This is a genomic window from Lacrimispora sp. 210928-DFI.3.58, from assembly GCF_020554865.1.
Lineage (GTDB): Bacteria > Bacillota > Clostridia > Lachnospirales > Lachnospiraceae > Enterocloster.
Genome location: NZ_JAJCIC010000007.1, coordinates 22,889 through 34,888, shown reverse-complemented (window position 1 = coordinate 34,888; position 12,000 = coordinate 22,889). Strand labels below are relative to the sequence as shown.

Sequence of the window (12,000 nt, the reverse complement as noted above, 5' to 3'; positions counted from 1 at the left end):
CAACACAAAATCTGCCTCCGCGGTTTCTCTATTGGTCATTGCCTACCTGAACAGTTTAACCCTAAGCCTACAAAATGTAAACACCTTTCGGGTCAAAATCAAGGTATGCCTTTTCGCCCACCTCATAGATCCGCCTGTTGACCGGATTGTAATCGGTGATCTGGATCTCCATATCCCCCAGCATTACCTGGTAATACTGGTAAGCTCCCATAAAGGTGGACAGCGTCACGGTCACCTCCAAAATGCCTTTTTCCGCCAGGGTCACGCCCTCAGGACGGATGACAAGGGTGGCATTATCTCCTGCCTTTGCATCTGCAAAGTTGTTGACCTCCAGCTGCTCTCCCACCACATCGATGACAGCCTTGCCTCCGGAAGCAGACATCACCTTTGCATCCAGGAAGTTGGCCTCTCCGATGAAATCTGCCACGAATTTGGATGACGGATGGTAGTAGATCTCCCTTGGAGTTCCGATCTGCTCCACCTTGCCCTTGCTCATGATGATGATCTTATCAGAAATGCTCATGGCCTCGGACTGGTCGTGGGTAACGTAGATGGCGGTGATCCCCACCTTCTGCTGGATCTTGCGGATCTCTGTTCTCATTGTCACGCGCAACTTTGCATCCAGGTTGCTTAAGGGCTCGTCAAAGAGCAGTACGCTGGGCTCGATCACCAGGGCTCTCGCCAATGCCACTCGCTGCTGCTGGCCGCCGGAGAGCTGGTTTGTCATACGTGATTCCATTCCCTCCATCTCCACCAGCTTCAGGATGTTCATGACCCGCTCCTTGATCTCATCCTTCGGCACCTTGCGGATCTTAAGGCCATAGGCAACATTGTCAAATACATTGTAATGGGGAAGCAGCGCATAGCTCTGGAACACCATGGCCGTATCCCTCTTGTTGGGAGTCAGGCTGTTAATGGCCTCATCCCCTAAGTAGATCTCTCCCTCATCCGGGCTCTCAAAGCCTGCGATCATGCGCAGGGTCGTAGTCTTGCCGCAGCCGGAGGGGCCAAGCAGAGTCACGAAGGAACCGGGCTCAATATCCAGGGTGGTATCCTGCACTGCATAGAACTCCTTCCCTGTCTTCGGATCTGTATATATCTTTGAAATATGCTCCAGGCGGACGCCCTTTTTCTGTTTTTCCATCACTTAACCTCCTAATCTTCCTTTATCTTCCGGCTGACGCCAAAGAACTTCATCATCGTATTCATGATCAGAACCGCTCCGTATGTGATCACGATCAGCACCGTAGCATAGGCGCAGGCCACGCCGTAGTTGCCCTTTTCCGCCTGCTCATTGATCTGGCAGGTGATCAGCAGGAAATCTGGTGTTACCAGCAGGATGATGGCGGAAATAGCGGTGATGCTCCGCACAAAGGCTGTTACCAGGCCGCTGAAGAAGGAGTCCTTGATCAGCGGCAGGGTGACTGTCATAAACACCTTTGCAGAGTTGGCACCCATATCATAGGCGGATTCCTCGATGGATTTATCGATCTGGCGCAGGGCGGAAATACCGCTTCTGGTGCCTGTGGGGAGGCTTCGAACGATAAATACGATGATCAGGATCAGCCCGGTTCCGTAAAGACTGCTTAAGATCCCTGAGCGGAACAGGCCGTTTGCATAGCCGCGGATATATCCAATACCGAGTACGGTACCTGGCACTGCCATTGCCAGCATGGATACAAACTCGATAAAGCCCTTTGCCTTGAATTTCTTCTTTACAACAAGATAGGAAATTACCATGGAAAGGAAGGCAGTAAGCGGAGAAGCAATAAGAGACAGCACGAAAGAGTCCTTAAATGCCTTGAGTCCGCTGGTCTTAAACATGTACTGGAACCATTTCAGGCTCAGACTATAGTCTCTGCCCCAGAGAGTGAACAGCGCCCCAAAGGGAACCATGATGTACATTAAAAGTACGAAGGCTGCTACCAGACCGCAGAAGATCGTCAGCGGAACAGTCACGCTCTTGTCCTCAATGAGCATCCTCATGCGGGAGGCTTTACCTGTGAGAGTTGCAGCTGTCTTCTTCTCCAGATAATACTTCTGGATCAGGAACAGCACAACGGTCAGGGATAAGAGCACAACAGACATGGCCGCTGCTCCTGTGGAGTCATAGGCTCCTGTTACCTGCAGGTAAATGGTGGTGGCCAATGTATCGTAGGAGCCTCCGATCAGCATGGGGTTTGCGAAATCAGCCACAGACTCGATGAAGGTTACGAGAAACGCATTTCCCAATCCCGGAAGGAGCAGGGGGAAGGTCACGCTGGTGAATACCTTCCATCTGGTAGCTCCCATATCCCTGGTGGCCTCCTCCAAAGAAGGATCGATGTTTTTCAGGAGTCCCTTTAACATCAGATAGCACACAGGGAAAAAGGTCAGTGTCTGCACGATGGCAATGCCCTTCAAGCCATAAACATTGGAATCGTAGATCCCCAACAGGGAACGTGTGATGATGCCGCTGCGTCCAAACAGCATGATCATGGAAAGAGATAACACAAAGGGCGGTGATACTACCGGAAGCATGGATACCAGCCCGAACAGCTTCTCCAGCACCTTAGTCTTCAGCTTTACATAGACCTCCACATAGGCAAACAACAGGCCGATGGCCGTGGACGCCAGCCCTGTGATAAAGCCTAATACCAGGGTGTTTTTAAATGCATTCTGGAAACGCTCCAGGCTCAGTACCCGCTTGAACACATCGAGGGTGATCCTTCCCTCCGCATAAAAGCTGTCCACCAGCAGCATGAGGAGCGGATACAGGATAAACAATGCCAAAAATACCAACAGCACCACGATCATGCTCACCAGTATGGGGTCTGAGAAAAATTTCTTGCGCTCCAGTTCAGCGCTCTGTCTTCTGGCCACAACAAGGCCCCCTTCCTTTTTACTTACTTGTAAAGAAAATGCTGCGTAATGTTTTGATATCCATTACGCAGCACTCATTTATACCCTTTTCAAATCAGCTTGGCTGCTTTGCTGCTTCGCAGCTTTCGGGAGCCGCAAACTCCGCTACAGCTGCGCTTTATTCGGTCTTGAAACGGCTGGAGTCTGCGCTGTCTGCGGAGCTTCCTAATGCCTCAAAGAAGTCTTCTACGTACTTCGCGCTGTTTGCCTTTGCATCCTCGAAATCGTAATCAATAGTGTTGTTCATATCAAGTCCGAACTTTTCAGCTTCCTCTGGCTGTGCTGCATTGCTCAGTACCAGGAACTGATAGGAACCGTTCTCCTTTGCGTGGTCTACGCAGTCAGGAGACAGAGCATACTCGATCCACAGCTTAGCTGCGTTTGGATGAGTGCATCCGTTGAAGATAGCAGTTGCGCCTACCTCGAAGGAGGTGCCGTCCTCAGGTACTATTAACTGGATGTTGTCATAGCCCTGAAGGATCTGGTAAATGCCGTCATGCAGGAAACCGATACCGATCACACACTCGCCTGGGCCAACCATCTTAGATGGGCCGGAACCGGACTTTGTGTACTGTGCAATGTTTGCATCCAGCTTCTTGAAGTACTCCATAGCCTCGTCATGACCTTTCATCTGGATCATGGTGTTGATCACCAGCTTTGCTGTGCCGGCTGTATTTGGGTTAGACAGCATGATCAGGTCCTTGTACTCTTCCTTTGTCAGGTCGTCCCATGTCTTAGGAGCTTCCAGTCCCAGACGCTCTAACTCCTCGGTGTTCACCATAAAGCCCAGGATGCCCTTGTAGATGCCGTACCAGCAGTTGGTCGGATCCTTGTAATCCTCGCTGATCAGATTTACCGCATTCATAGCCTCGTATTCCATTAACAGGCCATCTGCAACTGCTTCATTGTAAGGATCTGTTGTGCCGCCGAACCATACGTCAGCAGATGGTTTTCCGGCTTCCTCGGAAATCTTTGTGTAAACCTCAGATGTGGAAAGTCTCTGGAACTTTGTCTTGATCCCATAGAGCTTTTCAAAGTTCTGGCAGGCTGCTGATAAATACTCCTCCTCGCAGGAGCCGTATACGGTCAGCTCGCCCTCTGCCTTTGCAGCTTCGATCAGCGCATCCATGCCGCCGGCTGCCTCTGTCTCAGCAGCTGCTTCACTCTCGCCCTCAGCAGGAGCCTCTGCGGCAGCGGCTGTGGTGGCAGGTGCAGCTGTGGTAGCGGGAGCCTCTGATTTGCCTCCGCAGGCAGTCATGCTGAGTGCCATGGTGCATGCTAACAAAAGTGCTAGTTTTTTCTTCATAATAATACCCCTCCAATCTTTTCTGGTGTTTTCATTTTACCAGAAAGCCGGAGGGGGAAAAACTGTTTTTTAGGTAATAATGTCGTAATTTCTGAACTTGTCCCGTATTTTTTTGTCAGTTATGTCACTGCACCCAGGAGCCATCCGCTCCCACCTTGCAGCCGTCAGGAGTGGTGGTGTTTGTAAGCATAGCCCCGTCGCTTCCCAGGTAGAACCACTTGCCGGTCTCCTGGACCTGGGCCCAGTAGTTCTTTGCCATAGCTCCGTTGGAGCGCAGGTAATACCAGGTTCCGCCCACCTGGCGCCAGCCCTTTGCCATATATCCGTCTGCATCAAACCAGTAGGACTCGCCGTCAGCGCTTATCCACTCGTTTGAAGCCTTTGTGCCGTTGTCCTTTATATAATGCCATTTATCGCCGTCCTTTACCCAGCCTCTCGCGCTGGATACGCCAGGGTCGCCTGCTGTCCCGGCGGTTCCTGTAACGGTGCTGGCTCCTGCTGTGCCCGCAGCGGCCGTTCCTGTGGCACCTGTTCCTGCAGCGCCTGTTCCCGTTCCTGCTGAACCAGCCCCTGAAATTCCGTTCGCTGCCGCCAGCTCAAAACCGTAGTCAAACAGGGCCTTTGTATCTGTATAATGGGTGGACTTGCTCTTCATGATGACGGCTATGAGCCTTACGCCGTCCTTTTCCGCCGCTGTCACCAGGGTATTCCCGGCCTTGGAGGTATAGCCTGTCTTTCCGCCGATAATGCCCGGATAATAGCGGGAATCATTGGGATTTAACATTTTGTGGCCTATGGTGACGGTCAGGCCGGAGGGGTTGTTCTTTGTAGCAGGAAGGGTGTAGGTTCTGGTGGATGCCACGGTTTTTACCGTATCATTCTGAAAGGCCGCCCTGGCGATCAGAGCCATGTCGTGAGGCGTAGTATAATGCTGCTCGTCATTCAGGCCGTGCGGATTGGTAAAATGAGTATTTGTACAGCCTAAGGACACTGCCTTCGCGTTCATCATATCCGCAAAAGCCCCATTGCTCCCGGCCACATGTTCTGCTAAGGCATTGCCCACCTCATTGGCTGATTTTAGCAGCAGAGCATAGAGACACTCCCGGACAGTCATGGTGTCTCCCTCCGCCATCTTGATGGAAACAGCCCCTGACTCCAGGTTAGTGGTGGCTGTGGCAGAAAAGGTGACTGTATCGTCCAGGCTGCATTTTTCTGCCACAAGCAGGGCGGTCATGAGCTTTGTGATGCTGGCCGGATAGAACTGTGTTTCCCCGTTCTTTGCGTAGAGGACCGCACCTGTGGCGCTGTCCATGAGCACAGCGCCCTCTGCCTCAATAGCGGGCTGGCTGATCTCAGAGCCTGCGGCAGTCCCGGCTGTATCGGCGCCGCCCAGGCCTGTTCCAGCTGTTCCCGGCTGGCTGTTTGCGGCAGTTCCTGATCCCGCGTTCCCTGACGGACTGATACCCGCAGTTCCTGCTCCGCTGCCTCCTGACGGACTGACGCCCGCCCCGGCGCTGCTGCTCGTTCCTCCCGGTCCCTCAGAGGAGACCCCCTCGCCTGCACCTCCTGGGGATACCGTGCTTCCTGCCTGGTCCAGAGGCGTTATCGTGATCTGACTCCCGTAAGCTGCTGTGGAAAAGGCCAAAACTGCCGCTGTACTTATACAAAGGAATGGTTTCCATTTTTTCCATTTCATGTTTTTTCTCTCCTCGTTCACAGATATCTTCCCAAATTATACCATAGTCCTCCACAGCAAAACATATCTATTTCTGACAATAACCTTACAATTTTTCTAACTGTTCAGAACGGCGGGAAAACAGGCGAAAAAAGCTGTGTTAAGCTTGCTTATAAGCAGCTTCTTCCGTCTGTTTTTACATCAGAGGTTCTGAATAGTTGCCAATTTTTCCAAATAATCCTTCACGATCATCAGCTCATCCATGTAGATACAGTTGGGGATCGTACCCTTTTCCACAGCCTCCTCACATTCCTCCAGACTTATCCACATAACAGACTCCACTTCTTCTACCTGGAGTTCAAGATTGTCTGCATCCACGGGTTTATCATAGACATAGACCGCACTGATCTCCCTGTCCTTAAACATATGCCCGTAAAACATTTCCTCCATATATCCCCCGTGAAAGCCTGCAAAGGCCAGATCCCCGGCCTCTGCCTCAATCCCCAGCTCCTCCTTCAGCTCACGGACAGCCGTCTCCAGAAAGCCGTCTCCTGCCTGGACATGGCCTGCAGAGGAGATGTCATAGCAGCCCGGATAGGAGTCCTTATTCCTGCTGCGTTTCTGAAGGAGCAGGTCAAAGCCCCCCGCTTCCCTCCTTCTGGCAATCCAGGTATGGGCTGTTCCATGGAGGTCTCCGTCCCGGTGCACCAGGGTCCGCTCTCTCACCTGCCCGGTCACATTTCCAGCCTCATCCCGGATATCAAACAGCTCCAGCCTGCGCCCATCCAGAACAGCCTCTTTTAGCCGGTCGCCATTGTAGGAGAGCTTTAAGGAGAAGAATGGGACATCCTCATTTAAAAGACGGAAGAAAATCTTATCTCCCTCCCAGAGGTTCAGCTTCAGCACCTCCTCCTTCTTTACCCACTCCAGCACGCCTTCATTGCAGTCCGCCATCTCTCCCTCATATTTGTCCGCAGTATAAAGACACATGTATTCCGTAGGCCAGCCCTCTGCCATAAAGGTCACAAGGCCCCGGAACCGGTAGGAGGTCAGCGTAAGGCCGGTCTCCTCCTTTGCCTCCCGCAGCAGGCATTCCTCTGGGCTTTCTCCCTCCTCAAAGTGGCCTCCAATGCCGATCCATTTGTCCTTATTCACATCATGCTTCTTGCTCACCCTGTGGAGCATCAGATAAGCGCCGTCCCGCTCAATATAGCACAGAGTCGTCATCCTCGATTTTTCCATCTCTTCCTCCATATAGAATCCGGCAAAAAAGAGGATGCCGCAGATCGCAGCATCCCCATCTCTGTCAGATATTACTCATCGATTGAATAGTTTGGAGCTTCCTTCGTGATATGGATATCGTGAGGATGACTTTCCTTCAGGGAGGCGGCAGAGATCTTCACAAATCTTGCAGTCTCCTGGAGAGTCTTGATATCCTTTGCTCCGCAGTATCCCATACCGGCTCTTAAGCCGCCCAGCAGCTGGAATACCGTATCCTCCACCAGGCCTTTGTAAGCCACACGGCCCTCAACGCCCTCCGGCACAAGCTTTTTGGCATCGTTCTGGAAGTATCTGTCCTTGCTTCCGTTCTCCATCGCTGCGATGGAGCCCATTCCGCGGTATACCTTGTACTTACGTCCCTGATACAGCTCAAAGGTGCCTGGGCTCTCATCGCATCCTGCAAAGATGCTGCCCATCATACAAACGCTGCCGCCTGCTGCGATCGCCTTTGTAACATCACCGGAATACTTGATGCCGCCGTCTGCAATGATCGGAATGCCATACTCCTTTGCCACGCTGTAGCAATCCATAACAGCAGATACCTGAGGAACACCGATGCCTGCAACCACACGTGTGGTACAGATGGAACCAGGTCCGATACCAACCTTTACACAGTCTGCTCCAGCCTTGATCAGCGCCTTTGTAGCCTCCCCTGTTGCCACATTTCCTGCAACTACCTGAAGTCCTGGGAATGCATCCTTTATCATCTTTACACAGCGCAGCACATTGGCAGAATGTCCATGAGCGGAATCCAGTACGACAACGTCCACCTTTGCCTTTACCAGAGCTTCCACACGCTCCAGAACATTCGCGGTGATGCCCACGCCTGCACCGCACAGCAGACGTCCCTGTTCGTCCTTTGCGGACAGTGGATACTTGATCTGCTTCTCAATATCCTTGATGGTGATAAGGCCCTTCAAATTGAAATCATCATCAACAATGGGAAGCTTTTCCACTCTCGCCTTTGCCAAAATGGCCTTTGCTTCCTTTAAGGTAACTCCCTCTTTTGCTGTTACCAGATTCCGGGAGGTCATGCACTCCTTAATGGGGCGGTCAAAATCCTCCTCAAACTTCAGATCACGGTTGGTTATGATACCCACCAGCTTTTTTCCTTCTGTGATCGGAACACCGGAAATACGGAACTTTGCCATCAAGTCATTGGCATCCTTTAAGGTGTGCTCCGGAGAGAGGAAGAAGGGATCTGTGATAACACCGTTTTCAGAACGCTTTACGCGGTCAACCTCTTCTGCCTGGGCCTCAATCGACATATTTTTATGGATAATACCGATACCGCCTTGTCTTGCCATGGCGATTGCCATGCGGTGCTCTGTCACTGTATCCATACCAGCACTCATCAATGGAATATTCAGTTTGATCGTTTTTGTCAGATAGGTGGTCAGATCCACCTGGTTGGGAATCACTTCGGAATAAGATGGCACCAGAAGCACGTCATCAAAAGTAATTCCGTCGCCGATAATTGTACCCATTGAAATTTCCTCTCTTTCTGCCTGTTGGCTTTGATTTTATTTTCCCTCTTTGTTATTAGTATCTTATACTAGCAAATTTTCCAGAGCTTGTCAAATGCTATACGCGGGAAATATTCATTGAATTTACTTATAAGGTTCATGAGCCGTTCTAATAGAAAAGCCCCCCACTTATCCGGGAGACTTTTGATGTTTGACAGGCTATACGAGCATCTTGCTGGGGAAGCTGCGGCGCATGGCAGATATCATTTTTTCGTTTGGCTCAATGAGCACCTTCATGTGTTCTGAGCCCTTTTGATAGATCACTGCATAGACCTTCGCGCCCTTCTGCCCGGAGGAATAATCCTGCACCTTGATGCCTGCACTCTCATAATCCTTCAATTTATAGGAATCTGCAGGAGCGATGAACTGGATATCTGCTTTCTCACAGTCAAATGCCTTTTTCCGTCTGGCACGGCCCATGATGCGGTCAATGCGGAGGCCGCCCTCAGCGAAAAGATATTCATATTCAATACTCAAATTAATGAATAAAAAGTATGCCGCAATGGCTGCCAGAGTCATAAATACAACGCCCAAAACTGTCCGCAGGGCGGAAAAGACTGACAGCACCACAACAATAACGATCAGTACCTTTGCCGGCAGGGCATAAACGGGATCCTTGCGTTTTACCAGCCATTCTACGTAATTTTCTTCCATGGGTTCTTCTCCGTTCTTTCCTTGTTTTCAAGCATTGCTGCTTTTTACAGATAGTATACTACATTCTCCTCCACTTTTCCAGTATTTTGGCTTTAAACAGGAACCAATCTGCACATACCTCAATACTATAACATCAAGAAGGATTCTCTCTTAGAGTCTGTTATGAGGTGTTTTGATATATGAAGAATATCTATTGTCTTAGCGATATAAGGCCCGGAGAAAGCGTCCGGGTGAAGGAGCTGGTGGCTACAGGGAGTATGAGGAGACGCTTTCTGGATATCGGACTGGTAAAGGATACAAGGGTGGAATGCCTGGCAAAAAGTCCTGCCGGAGATCCGGGGGCTTACCTGATCCGGGGAGCTGTGATCGCCATACGCGACCAGGACTGCCAGGGTATTCTGGTGTATTGAAAGGAGCCTGATATGGGACTGACAGCCAGCTCCACCGGGATGAATGCCCTTGATTCCGGACTGGAGATCAAAAAACGAACGCCCAAAGATAAAGTGGTTGCCATTGCCGGCAATCCCAATGTAGGGAAAAGCACGTTATTTAACAGTCTTACAGGCTCCAGCCAGCATACGGGGAACTGGCCCGGAAAGACCGTTTCCAATGCCCAGGGCTGCTGTGAAACTGCTTCCCACAGCTATGTATTCGTGGATATTCCGGGAACCTATTCCCTTATGGCCCATTCGGCGGAGGAGGAAGTGGCCCGGAATTTTATCTGTTTTGGAGAAAGGGACGCTGTGGTGGTTGTCTGTGATGCCACCTGTCTGGAGCGGAACTTAAATCTTGTCTTACAGACCATGGAAATCTCCCAAAATACCATGATCTGCGTAAATCTTCTGGATGAGGCAAAAAGAAAGCACATTTCCATTGACCTTGAAAAGCTCTCTAATCTTTTGAAGGCTCCCGTAGCAGGAACCATTGCCAGAAAGAAAAAGACCCTTCATCATATGATGACAGAGCTGGATCACCTGATGGACTCCCCGAAGGGCTCCTACTTTCACGTGGAATACTGTCCTGCCCTGGAGGAGGCCATTGCCCTCTCCCAGCCGGCCATTGAGCGGTGCCTCTCCTCTGCCTCCTTGCGCCGCTGCCTGAACCCGCGCTGGCTGGCCTTAAAGCTTTTGGAGGGAGATCCCTCCCTTCTTCTGGAGCTTGAGCATTTCCTGGGAAAGGATATTCTGAAGGATGAGGCAGTGGCAGAGGGCCTTTCAAAGGCCAGGGCCTTCCTGGAGGATCAGGGCATTTTCAGGGAACAGCTAAAAGACAGGATCGTCCAGGGACTCGTTGCCTGCGCGGAACGTCTGGCAAAGGAAACCGTCCATTTCCATGAGCCTGGCTACAATGAGCGCGACAGAAAGCTGGACCAGATATTGACCAGCCGCCTGACCGGCTATCCCATTATGGCAGGGCTGCTGGCCTTGGTCTTCTGGCTGACGATCACAGGGGCAAACTATCCCTCCCAGCTGTTATCCCATTTTCTGTTTGGAATACAGGACTGGCTGACAAAATGCTTTCAGGCAGCGGGCGCGCCTGAGTGGCTCCACGGGATGCTGGTGCTGGGCGTCTACCGGGTCCTGGCCTGGGTGGTATCTGTCATGCTTCCTCCCATGGCGATCTTCTTCCCCTTGTTTACTCTTTTAGAGGATTCCGGCTATCTGCCCCGCATTGCCTTTAACCTGGATAAACCCTTCCAGCGCTGCCATGCCTGTGGGAAGCAGGCCCTCAGTATGTGTATGGGTTTTGGCTGCAATGCAGCCGGGATCGTGGGCTGCCGCATTATCGACTCCCCCAGAGAGAGGCTGATCGCCATGATCACCAACAGCTTTGTGCCCTGCAACGGACGATTTCCCACCCTTATTGCCATCATATCCATGTTTTTTGTGGGGACTGCAGGCGGCCTTCTGCCCTCCGTTCTCTCAACCCTTATACTGACTGCCTTTATCCTCTTAGGTATTGCCATGACATTTCTGGTGTCAAGGCTTCTTTCCCTGACAGTCCTGAAGGGGATCCCCTCCTCCTTCACCCTGGAGCTTCCTCCCTACCGCAGACCCCAGATCGGGAAGGTTATCGTGCGCTCCATCTTTGACCGCACGCTGTTTGTTCTGGGGCGGGCCGCCTCCATCGCTGCCCCGGCAGGACTGCTCATCTGGCTTATGGCAAATGTCACTGCGGGCAATATGACCCTGCTGGCCCATTGTGCCGCTTTTCTCGATCCCTTTGGAAAGCTGATAGGGCTGGACGGCGTTATCCTCATGGCCTTCATCCTTGGACTCCCTGCCAATGAGATCGTACTTCCTATTATTATCATGGCTTATATGGCCCAGGGAACCATTGTGGAGTTTGACAGCCTCACAGAGCTGAAGGCCCTGCTGACAGCCAACGGCTGGACCTGGCTCACCGCCGTCAATACCATGCTGTTCTCCCTCATGCACTGGCCCTGCTCCACCACCCTTATGACGATCCACAAGGAGACGGGAAGCTTCAAATGGACTGCAATATCCCTTCTCGTTCCTGCTGCCTGCGGCATTGTGCTCTGTATGGGCGTTGCGGCTGCGGCACGCACCCTGGGCTTTTGACTATGAACGTTCGGGTAATCCACGGCATATGGGCATAGAAAAATCCCGCCTGCCTACAATGAGGCAGACGGGACT

At 51.6% G+C, this 12,000-nt stretch carries 9 protein-coding genes; 2 read left to right on the top strand and 7 right to left on the bottom strand.

Annotated elements, in window-relative coordinates:
- Positions 1 to 67 precede the first annotated feature (67 nt).
- The 7 genes from LIZ87_RS06415 to LIZ87_RS06385 all read right to left on the bottom strand — a co-directional run bounded on the left by LIZ87_RS06415 (position 68) and on the right by LIZ87_RS06385 (position 9,343).
- Complete coding sequence (locus tag LIZ87_RS06415; protein WP_178317367.1) at positions 68 to 1,144, bottom strand: ABC transporter ATP-binding protein; 1,077 nt, start codon at positions 1,142 to 1,144, stop codon at positions 68 to 70.
- An 11-nt stretch (positions 1,145 to 1,155) separates the two neighbouring features.
- The gene (locus tag LIZ87_RS06410; RefSeq protein ID WP_178317366.1) at positions 1,156 to 2,862 is read right to left on the bottom strand and encodes an ABC transporter permease; all 1,707 of its coding nucleotides are present in this window, start codon (positions 2,860 to 2,862) and stop codon (positions 1,156 to 1,158) included.
- Positions 2,863 to 3,019: 157 nt separating this feature from the next.
- Entirely contained in the window at positions 3,020 to 4,207 is a 1,188-nt protein-coding gene (locus LIZ87_RS06405; protein ID WP_178316073.1) for an ABC transporter substrate-binding protein, read from the bottom strand.
- A gap of 124 nt (positions 4,208 to 4,331) precedes the next feature.
- Positions 4,332 to 5,903 (bottom strand): serine hydrolase, encoded by a 1,572-nt coding sequence (locus tag LIZ87_RS06400; RefSeq protein ID WP_227145880.1) that lies wholly within the window; start codon positions 5,901 to 5,903, stop codon positions 4,332 to 4,334.
- 180 nt (positions 5,904 to 6,083) lie between these two features.
- Positions 6,084 to 7,124 (bottom strand): NUDIX domain-containing protein, encoded by a 1,041-nt coding sequence (locus tag LIZ87_RS06395; RefSeq protein ID WP_330664553.1) that lies wholly within the window; start codon positions 7,122 to 7,124, stop codon positions 6,084 to 6,086.
- A 71-nt stretch (positions 7,125 to 7,195) separates the two neighbouring features.
- On the bottom strand, positions 7,196 to 8,650 hold the full coding sequence (gene guaB, locus LIZ87_RS06390; protein WP_178316343.1) for an IMP dehydrogenase: 1,455 nt from the start codon (positions 8,648 to 8,650) through the stop codon (positions 7,196 to 7,198).
- A gap of 198 nt (positions 8,651 to 8,848) precedes the next feature.
- Positions 8,849 to 9,343 carry a DUF6106 family protein gene (locus LIZ87_RS06385; RefSeq protein ID WP_178316344.1) on the bottom strand — a complete coding sequence of 165 codons (495 nt, stop codon included), beginning with the start codon at positions 9,341 to 9,343 and terminating at the stop codon, positions 8,849 to 8,851.
- A 179-nt stretch (positions 9,344 to 9,522) separates the two neighbouring features.
- Between LIZ87_RS06385 and LIZ87_RS06380 the strand changes: the two genes are divergently transcribed.
- The gene (locus tag LIZ87_RS06380) at positions 9,523 to 9,753 is read left to right on the top strand and encodes a FeoA family protein (RefSeq protein ID WP_178316345.1); all 231 of its coding nucleotides are present in this window, start codon (positions 9,523 to 9,525) and stop codon (positions 9,751 to 9,753) included.
- Between the two features lie 12 nt (positions 9,754 to 9,765).
- The gene (gene feoB / locus LIZ87_RS06375) at positions 9,766 to 11,925 is read left to right on the top strand and encodes a ferrous iron transport protein B (protein WP_227145876.1); all 2,160 of its coding nucleotides are present in this window, start codon (positions 9,766 to 9,768) and stop codon (positions 11,923 to 11,925) included.
- Positions 11,926 to 12,000: the final 75 nt, after the last annotated feature.

What these genes read in the sequence shown, in the direction of transcription:
- guaB (WP_178316343.1), bottom strand. Translation starts at nt 8,650, where the DNA reads ATGGGTACAATTATCGGCGACGGAATTACTTTTGATGACGTGCTTCTG.
- LIZ87_RS06395 (WP_330664553.1), bottom strand. Translation starts at nt 7,124, where the DNA reads ATGGAAAAATCGAGGATGACGACTCTGTGCTATATTGAGCGGGACGGC.
- LIZ87_RS06385 (WP_178316344.1), bottom strand. Translation starts at nt 9,343, where the DNA reads ATGGAAGAAAATTACGTAGAATGGCTGGTAAAACGCAAGGATCCCGTT.
- LIZ87_RS06415 (WP_178317367.1), bottom strand. Translation starts at nt 1,144, where the DNA reads ATGGAAAAACAGAAAAAGGGCGTCCGCCTGGAGCATATTTCAAAGATA.
- feoB (WP_227145876.1), top strand. Translation starts at nt 9,766, where the DNA reads ATGGGACTGACAGCCAGCTCCACCGGGATGAATGCCCTTGATTCCGGA.
- LIZ87_RS06400 (WP_227145880.1), bottom strand. Translation starts at nt 5,903, where the DNA reads ATGAAATGGAAAAAATGGAAACCATTCCTTTGTATAAGTACAGCGGCA.
- LIZ87_RS06405 (WP_178316073.1), bottom strand. Translation starts at nt 4,207, where the DNA reads ATGAAGAAAAAACTAGCACTTTTGTTAGCATGCACCATGGCACTCAGC.
- LIZ87_RS06380 (WP_178316345.1), top strand. Translation starts at nt 9,523, where the DNA reads ATGAAGAATATCTATTGTCTTAGCGATATAAGGCCCGGAGAAAGCGTC.